A 14244-nucleotide genomic window follows, 5' to 3' on the forward strand; every position below is an offset into this window, starting at 1 on the left:
TGTCAGGGGTTCAACCGTCCTTGTAATAGTAGCTGTAACCGTTGAGCGCCGGCGCACCTCCCAGATGCGCGTAGAGAATCCGCGATCCTTCTGGAAACCTGCCTTTTCCGACTAGATCGATCATTCCCTGCATCGACTTGCCCTCATAGACCGGATCCGTGATCATGGCTTCCGTCTTCGCCGCCAGACGAATTGCATCGTTGGTTTCTTCCGAAGGAACGCCGTAGGCGGGATAGGCATAGTCGGGATTGATGACGATTTCCTCTTCAGACACCGGGCGGCCCAGTTCAACGAGTTCTGAAGTGTTGTCGACAATCCGGCGAACCTGATCGCGTGTCTGCTCGAGCGTTCCCGATGCATCGATACCGATCACCCTGTCAGCCCTGTCCTGAGCCGCGAAGCCGACAATCATGCCGGCCTGGGTCGATCCCGTGACAACACACACGATGACATAGTCGAACTTGAAACCAAGCTCGGCTTCCTGAGCTCTGACTTCTTCAGCAAAGTGCACATAACCGAGGCCACCATACTTGTGGACGGATGCCCCGGCCGGAATGCCGTAAGGTGTCCCTCCGGCATCGCGGACTGACTGCATGGCATCTTCCCAGCTTTTCCGGATCCCGATGTCAAACCCATCCTCAACCAGCCTGGAATCCGCGCCCATCAGGCGTGTCAGGAGAATGTTGCCGACACGGTCGTAGACCGCATCGAAATGCGGCACCCATTTTTCCTGAACCACGACGCATTTCATGCCGATTTTCGCGGCAGTGGCAGCAACCATCCGTGTGTGGTTCGATTGTACGCCGCCGATCGAGACCAGGGTGTCGGCACCGGAGGCGATCGCATCCGGGACGATGTATTCAAGTTTGCGGAGCTTGTTGCCGCCAAACGCGAGACCGGAATTGCAATCCTCGCGTTTTGCGTAGATCTGGACCTTGCCGCCAAGTGCATCCGTGAGACGGGGTAAATGCTCGATCGGCGTAGGTCCGAAAGTCAATGGATACCTTTCGAATTGTTCAAGCTTCATCGGGATCTTCCTTGTGGAATTGAGATGAAACAAGGCTGACAGAAACTACTCGGAAGGTGCTTTCAAACTTTCGCAAAATGATCGGATATAATTCGGAAAATCTTCCTTGATTGTCTAAATGGTTTCTATCAATCTATATTGGATGAAAGAATCTTCCACATTGCATTCTCTCGACAGAACCGACAGGAAAATCGTCAAATTCCTCCAGGAAGACGGCAGGCTCTCGAATGCCGACCTTGCCGAACGGGTAAATGTCAGTCCGGCAACCTGTCACAGGCGCACGCAGCGCCTGTTCGATGAGGGCGTCATCGGCTCGGTGCGTGCCATTGTCAATCCGGAGCAGGTGGACCGGGCTGCCCTGGTCATTGTCGGCGTTGTTCTGGATCGATCGACACCGCAGAGCTTTGCGGAATTTGAAGACGCTGTCAGAAGATTGAATTTTGTACTGGACTGCCACCTGGTTGCCGGCGACTTTGACTACTTCCTGAAGATCAGGGTCAAGGACATGGCAGACTTCAACAGGCTACACGGGGAAAAGCTGATCGCGTTGCCCGGCGTGCGCCAGACGCGAACCTTTTTCGTCATGAAGGAAGTTACGGACAACGCCCCGCTTTCATTTTGACATCCGCCAGCCTGGCCAATTGAACCGGGTCTTTTCAGATATCCGCGGCCATTTCTCAGACGTCCCCATTCACGACAAGCTGGATCCGGTCCGCCGCGGCCCGCGCCCGCGTGTATTGGATCGGGCGGCCCGTCATGTCGAGATTGACGCTTTCAACCACAAGAACTGGCTGTCCGAGCGGAATGCCGAGTTGCTGCGCATCCTTTGCCTCCACGAGTTCCGAGGTGATGCGGGTCTCCTTGCGGCGATAATCCTCGATACCTGCCAGTTCGAGTGCCTTTGTAATCGATCCCGTCTCGGCATAGTCGGCGACGAAATTGGGAACACGTGACCGTTCGAACCAGTTTGTACCGACGATTATCGGAACGCCATCCGCCACGCGAAGGGTCTCCAGACGGATCAGCATGGTGCCGAGCGATATACCGAGCTGGTTGGCAAGAAGCGCATCTGCCTCTTCCAGCGCGGATCCGATCAGGCGGCCGCTGGGAGCGCGGTCCTGTTCGGAAACAATTTCCGAAAAACGCGTTCGCGGGCCGATCGGATAGCTGAGAGGTGCGGAGGCAACAAATGTGCCGCGGCCCTGATCTGCCCTCAGGATACCCTCCGACGTCAGCGCCGCAATGGCGCGTCGCACGGTGTGACGGTTCACACCGAAACGCTTTGCAAGATCCGATTCCGGCGGCAGACGGCTGCCTTCTTCGAAGGCACCACTGACTATTTCAGCCTTCAGGGTTTCCATGATTTGCCGCCAGACGGCAATGCCTGCACTGCGATCAAGAATGGTGTGGTTTGTCATGCGCTCGTCATCAAATTTCGATACCAAAGAGTCAACTCTAATATTTGTATAGACAAATAGACAAATTCTCGATAGAAAAATCCCGATTTCGATTTTCTCTCCAATGATCGCCAACCCGAAGGCGCGACTCATGACCGAAACCACCCCGACAAACCTGCCTGAGGACGGACACTCCGCCCGTCAGAAAAACATGGCAACCCTTGCGGCCGCAACGCCTGCGGACATTGCCGAAAATTTTCGGAAGCTGGATGCTCCGGCCTATGAATTGGTGCGCCAGCCCGAGACCGGCCTCGTCATGGTACGTGGCCGCATGGGCGGCACCGGAAGTCCGTTCAATCTTGGTGAAGTCACTGTCACCCGTTGCGTCGTTCGTCTGGCATCCGGAGAAACCGGCAGCGCCTACAGTCTTGGTCGCAACAAGGAAAAGGCGCTTCAATCAGCTGTGATCGACGCCCTATGGCAACGCGCCGATGCGCGAGAACAGATCGAGGAGATGATCATCGCTCCGCTTGCTGCCGCTCAGGAGACCACGACCGAAACCGTCCGGGAGGAAACCGAGGCCACCAGGGTCAATTTCTTCACTATGGTCCGGGGAGACAACTGATGGAAAGCTCCGCAGCACCACGCGGCAATAACGGCCATGACACTCCGCTCGCAGCCGGTTTCACCGATCCGGTCCACGACGCCCAGGCCTGTTTCCGTACCATCATGCATGTCATGGCAAGACCCGGCACTCGTCAGACCCTCCAGGTTGGAGACCTCACTCCGCCGGAGCCGTTGACACCGGTAGCCGCGGCGATCGCCCTGACCCTGTTCGACTACGACACGCCGGTCTGGCTCGACCGGGCCTTAATGCAGTCGGAAGCCGTGAAGGCGTTTCTCCGTTTCCACACCGGTGCCTCGATTCTGCCGGAACCCGTCAACGCGGCTTTTGCGCTTGTCATTGAGCCGCAATCGATGATTTCGCTGGCAAGTTTCAACCAGGGTTCAGCCGAGTATCCTGACCAGTCAACCACGGTCGTCCTGACGGGCCAGGTTTTCGACAAGGCCCGGACCGTTACCCTGGAAGGTCCCGGCATAAAGACGAAGACATCTTTCAGCACAGGTCCGACCCCACCGGTCTTCTGGGATCAGGTTATCTCCAACAACCGCCAGTTTCCCCGTGGCATTGACCTGATCTTCGCCGGAAAAACGGAGATCGCTGCACTTCCCCGTTCCACCCGCGTCACGCTCACGGAGACCTGATCTATGTATGTTGCCGTCAAAGGTGGCGAGAAAGCCATCCGCAACGCTCACAAGCTGCTGGCCAAGCGTCGCCGGGGTGACACGTCAGTCCCCGCGCTGACCCTTGAACAAATCGCCGAACAGCTTTCCCATTCCGTCGCCCGCGTCATGGGCGAAGGCTCTCTTTACGACGAAAAGCTGGCCGCACTCGCTATCAAGCAGTCTCGAGGCGACCTGATCGAAGCTGCCTTCCTGATGCGGGCTTACCGGACGACGTTGCCGCGTTTCGGCTACAGCCAACCCGTCGATACTGCGAAAATGCTGGTCGAGCGGCGAATATCTGCCACATACAAGGATCTGCCCGGTGGACAGGTGCTTGGTCCGACATTCGACTACAGCCACCGGCTGCTCGATTTCTCCCTCGCTGCAGAGGACGACGAACGTACGCCTCAGGCTGAAACAGCTGAAACCCGCGACGAACCCGTGCCGCGCGTCACCGACCTTCTCGGCGACGAGGGCCTGATGGAACCGGACCCCTTGACCGACGAGGACGCACCTGTCGGCGACCTGACTCGCGAACCGCTGTCCTTCCCCGCTGATCGGGACCTGCGCCTCCAGAACCTTGCACGGGGCGACGAGGGTTTTCTGCTCGCACTCGCCTATTCGACCCAGCGCGGCTATGGCCGAACACACCCGTTTGCAGGTGAAATTCGTTATGGTGAGGTTGAAGTCGAATTTTACGCGGAGGAACTCGGTTTCGCCGTGACGCTTGGCACGATAAAGGTCACCGAGTGCCAGATGGTCAACCAGTTCCAGGGGTCTGCAAAGGCGGCACCCACCTTCACGCGTGGTTATGGTCTTGTTTTCGGTCAGGTTGAGCGGAAGGCCATGTCCATGGCAATGGTCGACCGCTCGATGCGATGGCAGGAACTGGGAGAAGAACAGACTGCGCCTGCACAGGACATCGAGTTCGTCCTCTCCCACTCCGACAACATCCAGGCGACAGGCTTTGTCGAACACCTGAAACTTCCGCATTACGTCGATTTCCAGGCCGAGCTCGACCTCGTCCGCCGCATGCGCGGCGAATGGTTCGAGAAACGCGCAAGCGCGGAAAGCGATGGAACTTCCCGGGAGGCTGCGGAATGAGCAGCGGCCTCAGCCATATCACCTTCATCGTCAGCGACCTCGAAAGGATGTCGCAAATACTGACTGATGTGCTGGACGGCCGGGAAGTTTATGCAAGCGGAGAGAATACCTTCTCCCTGTCACCGGAAAAGTTCTTTCTGGTCGGCGATATCTGGATTGCGATCATGCAGGGAACGAGCCTGCCCGAACGCAGCTACAATCATGTCGCCTTCAAGATCCAGGAAAGTGAATTCGAGACCCGGCTGGACGCTATCGGAAGGCTCGGCCTCGAATGCAAGCCGCCGCGCCATCGCACCGATGGTGAAGGCAGGTCGATCTACTTCTATGACCACGACAATCACCTCTTTGAGCTGCACACGGGAACCCTGGAAATGCGGCTGGAGAATTATTCCAGGATTCTCCAGAAGCGGAGGGCTACACAATGAACGACACAGCCGAGATCTATGATCAGGGCGAATACAACTTCGCTTACCTCGACGAGCAGACCAAGCGCATGATCCGCAGGGCGATCCTGAAAGGCATCGCGATACCAGGTTATCAGGTGCCCTTTGCTTCACGCGAAATGCCGATGCCCTATGGCTGGGGTACGGGTGGGGTTCAGGTCACCGCGTCTATCCTCGGCCGGGACGATTGTCTGAAAATGATCGACCAGGGCTCCGACGACACGACCAATGCTGTTTCACTGCGGGGATTCTTCGAAAAGACCGCAGGCATCAGGACGACCTACGAAACGTCCGAGGCAACTGTCATCCAGACCCGTCACCGCATCCCGGAAAAAACCCTGACAGAGGACCAGATCCTTGTTTTCCAGGTTCCCATTCCCGAGCCGCTCCGCTTCCTGGAGCCGCGCGAGACGGAAACCCGCAAGATGCATGCCCTTGAAGACTACGGCCTCATGCATGTGAAGCTCTACGAGGACATTGCCAAGAACGGTCACATCGCCACGACCTATGCCTATCCCGTAAAGGTCAATGACCGTTACGTGATGGACCCGTCTCCGACGCCCAAATTCGACAACCCGAAAATTGACGAGATGGCGGCCCTTCAGCTTTACGGGGCCGGGCGGGAAAAGCGCATCTACGCCATTCCGCCCTACACCAGGGTAAAGAGCCTCGACTTTGAGGATTATCCATTTGAGGTCCAGAAATTCGACAAGCCCTGCGGCCTTTGTGGAGCGGAAGACGTTTACCTCGACGAGGTCATTCTGGATGACAGGGGTGGACGCATGTTCGTTTGCTCTGACAGTGATTTTTGCGAGGAACGCCGGGCTGCCGGCCATGCAGGGCCGATGGCGGCCGATCCGGCAGCGCTCCAGATCGGCGGAAATACTCAAGGGGAGACGGCCTGATGAGCCTGTTTCAAGCCGACGAACCGCTGCTGCAGGTTCACAACGTCACCCGCTATTATGGCGACCGGGTCGGTTGCGCCGACGTTTCGTTCGATTTGTGGCCGGGCGAAGTGCTTGCCATTGTCGGTGAAAGCGGTTCGGGCAAGACAACCCTGCTCAACTGCCTTTCAACGCGGCTGGCACCGACGGCAGGCGCCATTGAATACCGCATGCGTGACGGTTCCATGCGCAACCTCTATCAGCTCTCGGAGGCCGAACGCCGGCTCCTGATGCGCACCGACTGGGGCTTTGTCCACCAGAACGCAGCCGACGGACTTCGCATGAATGTGTCTGCCGGCGCCAATGTGGGTGAACGGCTGATGGCCGTAGGCGACAGGCACTACGGCAACATTCGTTCCACTGCCGACGCCTGGCTGGGCCGGGTTGAAATCGACAGCGACCGGATCGACGATGATCCCCGCTCGTTTTCCGGCGGCATGCGCCAGCGTCTGCAGATTGCCCGAAATCTGGTGACACGCCCCCGGCTCGTCTTCATGGATGAGCCGACGGGAGGTCTCGACGTCTCCGTTCAGGCGCGCCTTCTCGATCTGCTGCGCCGCCTCGTCGCCGATCTGGGCCTGTCGGTCGTGATCGTCACGCACGATCTGGCAGTTGCACGTCTGCTGTCTCACCGCATCATGGTGATGCGACACGGCAACGTCATCGAGGCCGGTCTGACCGACCAGGTTCTGGACGATCCGCGAGAGCCGTATTCACAACTGCTCGTTTCCTCGATTTTACAGGTGTGAGGTCTGAAATGCCCGTCCGTCTTTATCTCAACAATGTCGGCAAATCCTTCACAATGCACTTGCAGGGCGGCTCGGTCATTCCCGTCGTCGACAAGGTCGAATTTTCGGTCAATGCAGGAGAATGCGCCGTGCTTGGTGGCCCGTCGGGTGCTGGCAAGAGCTCCATCCTGAAAATGATCTACGGCAACTACCGTTGTGATCAGGGCCAGATCCTGGTCACCATCGGCGACGAAATCATCAACGTCGCAGGTGCCGAACCCCGCCGTATTCTGAAATTGCGTGAGGATACTATCGGCTATGTCAGCCAGTTTCTGCGGACAATCCCGCGCGTGTCCGCAGAAGACGTCGTCGCAGAGCCGCTGGTCGCACAAGGCACAAGTGAAGAAGAAGCAGTTGAAAAGGCGCGCTCGCTGCTGACGCGGCTGAACGTTCCCGAGCGCCTCTGGACCCTTCCTCCTGCGACATTCTCCGGCGGCGAGCAGCAGCGGGTCAACATCGCCCGCGGGTTCATAGCCCACTATCCGATTCTGCTGCTCGATGAACCGACTGCCTCGCTTGACGCGGCCAACCGGGCGGTCGTCGTCCGCCTGGTGCAGGAGAAAAAGGAACAGGGTGTTGCGATGGTCGGCATTCTTCACGATCAGGACGTCCGTGAGGAAATTGCCGACCGCATCATCGACGTCACCGGGTTTGCCGCAGAAGTGGCCGCCTGACGTTCTTGGCCAAGGAAACAGTTGCAGGTGGGGGAAAACTGTCACAGAAAGGTCATCCCCCTCCTATAGGCCGGGCTTCCCGGCCACCACGAAAACGACCGTGATTCTGATATGCGCTACGCCATCTATTTTGCCGCCGACGCAGACGATCGTTTGATGCAGCTCGGCAATACCTGGTTGGGAAGGGACCCGTTCTCCGGGTCGGATCTCTGCCAGCCGGCGCTTGACGGCATCGACAGAGAACGTTTCCTGCACCTGACCAGCAGCCCGCGTCGCTACGGGTTTCACGGGACGTTGAAGGCACCGTTCCATCTAGATCCCGAACGGAGCGAGTCTGCCCTTCTGGAGGCCTGCCGGGATTTTTCAGGTGACCTTGCACCGTTCGAGATCCAGGCTCTCAGTGTAAACAGGCTCGGCAGGTTTCTCGCCCTGACACCGGATAATGCCGAGCCGGACCTCGCAGCCTTCGCAGCCTTGTGCGTGCATCGGTTCGAGAGGTTTCGAGCGCCGCTTTCCGGGGCTGATCTGGAGCGCCGCCGCAAAAGTGGCCTGACACCAAAACAGGATTCCTATCTGACCGGTTGGGGCTATCCATACATCTTCGATGAATTCCGCTTCCACATGACCTTGTCCAGCAAGCTGGAAAATGATGCCGAAGCCACTGCCCTGGCAGCGGCGGCCAGGAATTACTTTGCAGCGGTAACGGGGCAGTCACGCACTTGCAGCTCATTCGCTCTCTATGTCGAGCCCGAGAGAAACGCTCCATTCGAGGTTCACACGGTGTTCGAGCTGACCGGAAGCACATCAGCGCAAACGGCCGAGTCCCTTGCCGCCCCTTTGACCCGCAAGGAGAACGCATGAGTACGGATCTGAAAATCTTCAAGAACGCCAGGCTCATTCTGGCCGATGAAGTGAAAGATGGCTCTCTTTCGGTTTCCGGCTCGGGTCTGATCAATGCCATCGACGCGCCCACCAGCGCAAACGGGCATGATTGCGAAGGGGACTATCTCCTGCCGGGCCTCGTCGAGCTGCACACCGATCACCTTGAGACACATTACGCACCACGGCCCATGGTCCGCTGGAACCCCGTAGCTGCCGTTCAGGCACATGACGCGCAGATCGCCTGTTCCGGCATCACCACAGTCTTTGATGCTCTGCGTGTCGGCATGGATCAGGACGCAAATCTGCGCTATCGCGACATGCGCATCCTCGCCGACGCAATTGAGACCGGCAAGAAAGAGGGCAGACTGCGGGCGGATCACTTCATTCATCTGCGCTGTGAGGTCTCCGCATCCGATGTCATGAACGCCTTCAGTGTGTTCGAGGACGATGACAGTATCCGGCTGATTTCGCTGATGGACCATACGCCGGGTCAGCGGCAGTTCGTTTCCCTGGACGCCTACAAGGTTTATTTCCAGGGCAAAAAGGGCTTTTCCGACACCGAGATGGAAGATTTCATCAGGCACCGGCAGGAAAGTGCCTGCGCGCTTGCGCCGGAAAATCGCAAACGCCTTTCTGCCATAGCGCGGGCTCGCGGCATTTCCATTGCAAGCCACGACGATGCCACCAGGGAACATGTTGACGAAGCGATCGAACTGAACACCAGAATTGCGGAATTTCCGACCACGAGGGAAGCAGCAAAGGCCTCTCACGACGCGGGCATGGCTGTTCTGATGGGTGCTCCCAATGTCGTGCGCGGCGGGTCCCACTCCGGAAACGTTTCTGCAAGGGAACTGGCGGAGGCAGGTCACCTGGATGTGCTTTCCTCGGACTATATTCCGGCGTCCCTCATTCAGGCAGCTTTCCATCTTGCCAATGAAGTCGAGAAAATTTCCTTGCCCCAGGCCGTCAAGATGGTGACCGAAACGCCCGCAAGATCCATCGGACTTTCGGATCGGGGCGCATTGGAATGCGGACTGCGCGCCGATCTTATCCAGGTGAAACTGGTCGGCAATGTTCCGATCGTGCGCGGTGTCTGGCGCGAGGGACGGCGGGTTGCCTGAAGCAGATACAGCAAACAAGCCGAAACTCGGCCCCGGTAGAATGGTTCTTGTGGTCGGTCCGAGTGGTGCCGGCAAGGACACGCTGATGTCCGCGCTCAGGGAAAAACTCGAGGGTCATGCGAATATTCACTTTGCCCGGCGCGCCATCACTCGCGAAGCAGATACCGGCGCGGAAGATCACGAGACGCTGACACGTCCGCAATTCGACCGGCTCGTGAGCCATGAAGAAACAGCCCTTTCCTGGGAAGCCCATGGACTTGGCTATGTCATCCCCAAGGTCTACGACGCTCACATCAGCGCAGGCGATACGGTGATCGCCAACGGGTCGCGCCGCATTCTGCAAAGAGCGGCGGACAAATACGAAACCGCGATCGTTCTCCTGATCACGGCGCCTGTCCCCGTTCTCGCCGAGCGCCTGGCCGCGCGCGGCCGGGAAAGCAGACAGGACATCGAAAGACGCTTGCAAAGAGCAGATCTCGAGCCTGAAAACGTACCGAACCTTGTTCGCATCGAAAACACCGGACCGGTGGAGAACAGCGTATCGAGGATGATGGTGGCCTTGTCGCTTCAGGACTGACCCGTCGCACATTGTCTGACGCAATCCTTCGGATCTGAAATATTCTGCAAGGTACCCTGTAACGCTTCGACAGCGATTGTGGTACGATCCGTTCATTGATTGAGAAAATATTACAAGAGGCCGATTGAAGCCTCTGAAAAATGTGTTGTTTCACAGCCGGCTAATTCCACAGTTGTGAACAGATGCAGCAGACCCAAGCAGTCCGATCAGAACGCCTTTTTGATGGAGAGTGATTTTGGCCGAAGCTTTTAATTTGCCGTTTGAATACGTGAACCGCCTTACCAATCCCGGTCTTCCGACCAGCGCAGGACCTGTCAAGCTCAACCAGTATCTTTGCAAGGACCGCGGAAACGGGGGCAACGACAGCGCGCACAGTTTTTACAAGAACTTCCGCTGGATCAAGAACGAATTCGGTGAAAACCTGAACCGGCATGTCGGTGGAAGTGCGATCGACCTCGCGCTGAAGGGACAGGGCAATGATCAGACCTTCGTCAAGATCTGGAATTTCATGCTGAAACACAAGGACCTGCTCGACAAGTACAAGGTCGATGTTTGCGGACGTGCCAACAAGGATGGCTCCAAGGATGTCGAGCAAAGGGGCAAGATCAAGAAAATCTACTTCGACAAGATGTCGGATCGCGGCGCGCTGCAGGAGATGGTGCAGGACCGTTTCTTTGGCATGGACTGCATCGGCTTTGTCGCCAATTTCCTGATCTGGGTCGGGGAATGGGACAAGTATTATGGCGTTTCGCCACGGAAGTATCCCGAACGGGTCTGCAAGATCAACATCGACGAAGTCAGCGAAGTCAAACCGCTGGACTTCATGGTCTGGAACGGTCACGTCGCCCTTGTCGACTGGGTCTGGCAGCAGATCGACGACAAGAAGGCGCGGATAGACATGTGCCAGAGTTCCAGCGGTGGGCCTCAATGCAACCAGTGGGTAATCCTGCGGCAGACCGGCGGCAGAGGCATCAACGGGGGACGGGAATTCACGATCGACGGCGGAACGCCCGCTCCTCCCGTGCGGGGCCACTTCACGATCTGGCGTCGTGAAGGTTTCTGGTACTGATCGCGCAAACTGGCAAGCGCATCGCGCAGTCGGTGACCATACACATGAGGCCCACTGGCCGGCATTCGCCGTGGGCTCTCATGCGGTCCTGATATTCAGACTCGATTTCAACCAATTGGCATAGTCTGCAAGCGCGGTTTCGTCCCTGGAACAATAAGTCCATTTTTGCTTGCGCTGCGCCCGGATGAACCCGGCGCGTTTCAGCAGTTCGATGTGCCGGCTCATCGTCGGCTGGCTTATCCCGAAATGCTCCGCGAGCATCTGGACACAGACCCCCGTTTCTACAGGATCCGCTGATTCCTGGTGTGCAAAGTGTTCCATGGGCCTGTCCAGCAGTCGCAGGACTTCTATCCGGGTCTCATTTGCAAGTGCCTTGACTTGGTCTTCTCGATTCGACATAACATAGTTATATAGCAATTTTGCTAATTGTCAATGCGAAGGAAAAGACCGATGCTGCATCTCAACGAACGATTTTCCTTTGAAGGTCAGTCCATAGCATGGGGTTCGCTGGGTGAGGGCGACCCGATCGTGCTTGTGCATGGTTTTCCCTGGTCTGCCCAGTCCTGGAGGGCAATCGCACCCTGGTTGGCAAAGACCCACAAGGTCTATTTTTTCGACATGCTCGGGACCGGTCTGTCGGAAAATAATGCAGCTCAGAATGTCACCGAATATGTTCAAAGCGACCTGCTGGAAGCGTTGATCGGACACTGGGAACTGAAAAGACCGCAGGTCATCGGCCATGATTTTGGTGGCCTCGCCGCTTTGCGGGGACACTTCGTCAACGGCATTGACTACGGCAAGCTTCATCTCGTGAACGCGGTTGCCGTCCTGCCGTCCGGGTCGCCGTTTTATGCCCATGTTGCAAATCACGAGCCCGCATTTGCAGGCTTGCCCGACTATGCCCATGAAGCTCTTTTTCGGGCCTATATCCAGGCTGCAGCTCATTATCCGCTCCGGGAAGAGGCGACCAGGATATATTTCGATCCCTGGTCTGGAGAGGCTGGCAAGGCGGCGTTCTACCGCCAGATCGCGCAGGCTGATATCACCAACATAAAAGAGGCGCAAAAACGCTACGGTCCTACCGATTTTGATGTTCACCTCACCTGGGGAATGCGAGACACTTTCATTCCGCCGGCACAAGGCCGCGAGCTTCAGGACCTTCTGCAGGCCAAGAGCTTCACACCGATCGAGGACGCTGCCCATCTGGTGCATGAAGATGCGCCGGCAGCCTTGCTGGGATCGTTGGCAGGGCGTGTTTGACAAGGTCGTCAAAATCGATCGCTGCTGACCTGAAGACAGTGACGTAATGTCACTTTCTTCAAAGTGAAACAAATATAACCAAGCTCTGAATAAATTCACAGGATCAAAAAATTAATTGGGAAATTTCCAAAAAACTTTTCTTTAAGTCCGCAGTCGCCTACTCTGTTTCTACTGCATTGAAATCAGCTGTTAATCGAGTATCCCAGGTATGTCCAAGGCCCTTTTTGACAAATACGGTGGCTTCAAATCCGTAAGCCGCGTTGTAATGGCTTTTTATGACAAGATTCTCGATTCCGATCAGGTCGGCGACTACTTCGACGACATCGACATGCCGAAATTGATTGATCATCAGACCAAGTTCATTTCATCTCTTCTCGGTGGTCCGGTTTCCTATTCCGATGAGCGGCTCAGGAGAGCACATGCCTCGCTTGACCTGACACACGAAGATTTCGATGAGGTGAGCAGGCTCCTGAGCGAAACGCTCGCGGAACATGACTTTACGCCCCAGGACATCGACACGGTCATTTCGGAAATCGAAGCCCGCCGGACCTGTATTCTTTCGACGGGCCGCTCATGAGTATCACGGCCATCAATCAACAGCTTCTGCGCGCCATCGGCGTTGGTATCGCCGTTGTCCGGGGAGATGACTTCCAGTTCGTTTTCAGCAACGCCCCCTTCGCGGACTGGTTCGGAAAACCCGATCCCGGGTCTCCGTTGCAGGACGTTCTTCATGATATCGACATGGATGGTGTACGCGCAGCGCTGGACCAGACCGGCCGCTATTCCGGTGAGATCTCTGTAAAGCTGAAACGCCGCACGCTGGTGATCGCCCTTTCGATATCCGGAGCGGACGAAGAGACAAACGACCTGTTCGTCGTCGAATGTCAGAACATCACCCGGATCCGTGAACTGGAGTCGATGATCGACAGTTACTCGTCCATGGTCGAGCGTAACACCCGCGAACTGGAACGGGAAAAGGAACGCGTGGAACGCCTGTTACTGAACCTCATGCCCCGCACTGTCTATGAGGAGTTCAAGACATTCGGTGTCGTGACGCCCCAGCTTTACGAAAGCGTCTCCGTTGTCATGCTGGATTTTGTCGATTTCACTCGTTTTTCGACCAATCATGACCCCACGGTCACACTCGGCGAGTTGAACGACATTTTCACGGCGTTCGACCGGATTGCCGAACAATTCGGTTGCGAAAGGATCAAGACCATCGGCGATGCCTATCTTGCGGTCGCCGGGATGCCCGAACCTTCTCCTGACCACATGCGGGCGGTTGCAAATTGTGCGGTGCGCTTCATCCGCTATCTCGAGCGTCGCAATCAGAGCCACCAGTACAAGTGGGAAGCACGCATAGGCCTTGGCACCGGGTCAGCCGTGGGCTCGGTCGTCGGCATCCAGAAATACGTATATGACGTTTTCGGATCAGCCGTGAACCTTGCCGCGCGCCTGCAGGCATTTGCCAATCCCATGTGCGTCGTTGCCCCCGATTCGATGAAGGAATTCCTCGTTGAGGAATTTCATCTTGACGATCTCGGGAAACAGGAAATACGCAGTTTCGGCGAAATGCGCCTGATGCGGATCAGCCCGGGTATCGAACTGGCCCGCAAAGCCGGCAGGTTTTGAGGCGACCCTGCCGGACAGAAGGTAAAGCCCACGCCCTGA

Annotated in this window: 18 protein-coding genes; 15 read left to right on the plus strand and 3 right to left on the minus strand. The window is 56.9% G+C overall.

All coding sequences use genetic code 11. From position 1 onward, the window contains the following. Positions 1–10: 10 nt before the first annotated feature. Positions 11–1027, minus strand: a complete 1017-nt coding sequence (locus LA5095_RS11190; RefSeq protein ID WP_055114906.1) for a 1-aminocyclopropane-1-carboxylate deaminase — start codon at positions 1025–1027, stop codon at positions 11–13. Between the two features lie 142 nt (positions 1028–1169). Between LA5095_RS11190 and LA5095_RS11195 the strand changes: the two genes are divergently transcribed. Further along, positions 1170–1649, plus strand: a complete 480-nt coding sequence (locus tag LA5095_RS11195; protein ID WP_055114908.1) for an Lrp/AsnC family transcriptional regulator — start codon at positions 1170–1172, stop codon at positions 1647–1649. A 55-nt stretch (positions 1650–1704) separates the two neighbouring features. Here the strand turns inward: LA5095_RS11195 and phnF are convergent, their stop codons facing one another. Further along, positions 1705–2445 (minus strand): phosphonate metabolism transcriptional regulator PhnF, encoded by a 741-nt coding sequence (gene phnF, locus LA5095_RS11200; protein WP_055114910.1) that lies wholly within the window; start codon positions 2443–2445, stop codon positions 1705–1707. Positions 2446–2575: 130 nt separating this feature from the next. On the opposite strand from phnF, the gene phnG reads away from it, so the two are divergent. The 11 genes from phnG (at position 2576) to LA5095_RS11255 (ending at position 11313) form a co-directional block, all read left to right on the plus strand. Beyond that, complete coding sequence (gene phnG / locus LA5095_RS11205) at positions 2576–3049, plus strand: phosphonate C-P lyase system protein PhnG (protein ID WP_055115615.1); 474 nt, start codon at positions 2576–2578, stop codon at positions 3047–3049. Then, positions 3049–3690 carry a phosphonate C-P lyase system protein PhnH gene (gene phnH / locus LA5095_RS11210; RefSeq protein WP_055114912.1) on the plus strand — a complete coding sequence of 214 codons (642 nt, stop codon included), beginning with the start codon at positions 3049–3051 and terminating at the stop codon, positions 3688–3690. Before phnG ends, phnH begins: the two co-directional genes overlap by 1 nt. 3 nt (positions 3691–3693) lie before the next feature. Then, a complete protein-coding gene (locus tag LA5095_RS11215) occupies positions 3694–4815 on the plus strand; it encodes a carbon-phosphorus lyase complex subunit (protein ID WP_055114914.1) in 1122 nt (373 codons plus the stop codon). Then, positions 4812–5240 (plus strand): FosX/FosE/FosI family fosfomycin resistance hydrolase, encoded by a 429-nt coding sequence (gene fosX, locus LA5095_RS11220; RefSeq protein WP_055114916.1) that lies wholly within the window; start codon positions 4812–4814, stop codon positions 5238–5240. The genes LA5095_RS11215 and fosX overlap by 4 nt, the downstream gene beginning before the upstream one ends. Then, entirely contained in the window at positions 5237–6163 is a 927-nt protein-coding gene (locus LA5095_RS11225; protein WP_055114918.1) for an alpha-D-ribose 1-methylphosphonate 5-phosphate C-P-lyase PhnJ, read from the plus strand. The genes fosX and LA5095_RS11225 overlap by 4 nt, the downstream gene beginning before the upstream one ends. Further along, positions 6163–6951 (plus strand): phosphonate C-P lyase system protein PhnK, encoded by a 789-nt coding sequence (gene phnK, locus LA5095_RS11230; RefSeq protein WP_055114920.1) that lies wholly within the window; start codon positions 6163–6165, stop codon positions 6949–6951. Before LA5095_RS11225 ends, phnK begins: the two co-directional genes overlap by 1 nt. Before the next feature lie 8 nt (positions 6952–6959). Further along, positions 6960–7664: a phosphonate C-P lyase system protein PhnL gene (phnL, locus tag LA5095_RS11235; protein WP_055114922.1), complete on the plus strand. Its 705-nt coding sequence runs from the start codon at positions 6960–6962 to the stop codon at positions 7662–7664. A gap of 111 nt (positions 7665–7775) precedes the next feature. Next, entirely contained in the window at positions 7776–8525 is a 750-nt protein-coding gene (locus LA5095_RS11240) for a DUF1045 domain-containing protein (RefSeq protein WP_055114924.1), read from the plus strand. Next, entirely contained in the window at positions 8522–9667 is a 1146-nt protein-coding gene (locus tag LA5095_RS11245) for an alpha-D-ribose 1-methylphosphonate 5-triphosphate diphosphatase (protein WP_055114927.1), read from the plus strand. Before LA5095_RS11240 ends, LA5095_RS11245 begins: the two co-directional genes overlap by 4 nt. Then, positions 9660–10244, plus strand: a complete 585-nt coding sequence (gene phnN, locus LA5095_RS11250) for a phosphonate metabolism protein/1,5-bisphosphokinase (PRPP-forming) PhnN (RefSeq protein ID WP_208992642.1) — start codon at positions 9660–9662, stop codon at positions 10242–10244. The genes LA5095_RS11245 and phnN overlap by 8 nt, the downstream gene beginning before the upstream one ends. 235 nt (positions 10245–10479) lie before the next feature. Beyond that, a complete protein-coding gene (locus LA5095_RS11255; protein ID WP_144435953.1) occupies positions 10480–11313 on the plus strand; it encodes a hypothetical protein in 834 nt (277 codons plus the stop codon). A 78-nt stretch (positions 11314–11391) separates the two neighbouring features. Here LA5095_RS11255 and LA5095_RS11260 read toward each other — a convergent pair whose 3' ends face one another. Beyond that, the gene (locus LA5095_RS11260; protein WP_408008900.1) at positions 11392–11634 is read right to left on the minus strand and encodes an ArsR/SmtB family transcription factor; all 243 of its coding nucleotides are present in this window, start codon (positions 11632–11634) and stop codon (positions 11392–11394) included. Positions 11635–11763: 129 nt separating this feature from the next. Here LA5095_RS11260 and LA5095_RS11265 point away from each other — a divergent pair, with 129 nt between their 5' ends. The 3 genes from LA5095_RS11265 (at position 11764) to LA5095_RS11275 (ending at position 14205) form a co-directional block, all read left to right on the plus strand. Beyond that, complete coding sequence (locus tag LA5095_RS11265) at positions 11764–12573, plus strand: alpha/beta fold hydrolase (RefSeq protein ID WP_055114935.1); 810 nt, start codon at positions 11764–11766, stop codon at positions 12571–12573. A gap of 208 nt (positions 12574–12781) precedes the next feature. Continuing rightward, positions 12782–13150: a group I truncated hemoglobin gene (locus tag LA5095_RS11270; RefSeq protein WP_055114937.1), complete on the plus strand. Its 369-nt coding sequence runs from the start codon at positions 12782–12784 to the stop codon at positions 13148–13150. Continuing rightward, positions 13147–14205, plus strand: a complete 1059-nt coding sequence (locus LA5095_RS11275) for an adenylate/guanylate cyclase domain-containing protein (protein WP_055114939.1) — start codon at positions 13147–13149, stop codon at positions 14203–14205. Before LA5095_RS11270 ends, LA5095_RS11275 begins: the two co-directional genes overlap by 4 nt. Positions 14206–14244 lie beyond the last annotated feature (39 nt).

Origin of the sequence: Roseibium album (assembly GCF_001404515.1) — a bacterium.
Taxonomy (GTDB): domain Bacteria; phylum Pseudomonadota; class Alphaproteobacteria; order Rhizobiales; family Stappiaceae; genus Roseibium; species Roseibium album.

Excerpts from the sequence above, each read along its gene's own strand:
- LA5095_RS11240 (WP_055114924.1), top strand. The coding sequence starts at position 7,776 with ATGCGCTACGCCATCTATTTTGCCGCCGACGCAGACGATCGTTTGATG.
- LA5095_RS11215 (WP_055114914.1), top strand. The coding sequence starts at position 3,694 with ATGTATGTTGCCGTCAAAGGTGGCGAGAAAGCCATCCGCAACGCTCAC.
- LA5095_RS11260 (WP_408008900.1), bottom strand. The coding sequence starts at position 11,634 with ATGGAACACTTTGCACACCAGGAATCAGCGGATCCTGTAGAAACGGGG.
- LA5095_RS11265 (WP_055114935.1), top strand. The coding sequence starts at position 11,764 with ATGCTGCATCTCAACGAACGATTTTCCTTTGAAGGTCAGTCCATAGCA.
- LA5095_RS11190 (WP_055114906.1), bottom strand. The coding sequence starts at position 1,027 with ATGAAGCTTGAACAATTCGAAAGGTATCCATTGACTTTCGGACCTACG.
- LA5095_RS11195 (WP_055114908.1), top strand. The coding sequence starts at position 1,170 with ATGAAAGAATCTTCCACATTGCATTCTCTCGACAGAACCGACAGGAAA.
- fosX (WP_055114916.1), top strand. The coding sequence starts at position 4,812 with ATGAGCAGCGGCCTCAGCCATATCACCTTCATCGTCAGCGACCTCGAA.
- LA5095_RS11275 (WP_055114939.1), top strand. The coding sequence starts at position 13,147 with ATGAGTATCACGGCCATCAATCAACAGCTTCTGCGCGCCATCGGCGTT.
- phnH (WP_055114912.1), top strand. The coding sequence starts at position 3,049 with ATGGAAAGCTCCGCAGCACCACGCGGCAATAACGGCCATGACACTCCG.
- LA5095_RS11225 (WP_055114918.1), top strand. The coding sequence starts at position 5,237 with ATGAACGACACAGCCGAGATCTATGATCAGGGCGAATACAACTTCGCT.
- phnF (WP_055114910.1), bottom strand. The coding sequence starts at position 2,445 with ATGACAAACCACACCATTCTTGATCGCAGTGCAGGCATTGCCGTCTGG.
- phnK (WP_055114920.1), top strand. The coding sequence starts at position 6,163 with ATGAGCCTGTTTCAAGCCGACGAACCGCTGCTGCAGGTTCACAACGTC.
- LA5095_RS11270 (WP_055114937.1), top strand. The coding sequence starts at position 12,782 with ATGTCCAAGGCCCTTTTTGACAAATACGGTGGCTTCAAATCCGTAAGC.
- phnL (WP_055114922.1), top strand. The coding sequence starts at position 6,960 with ATGCCCGTCCGTCTTTATCTCAACAATGTCGGCAAATCCTTCACAATG.
- LA5095_RS11245 (WP_055114927.1), top strand. The coding sequence starts at position 8,522 with ATGAGTACGGATCTGAAAATCTTCAAGAACGCCAGGCTCATTCTGGCC.
- phnG (WP_055115615.1), top strand. The coding sequence starts at position 2,576 with ATGACCGAAACCACCCCGACAAACCTGCCTGAGGACGGACACTCCGCC.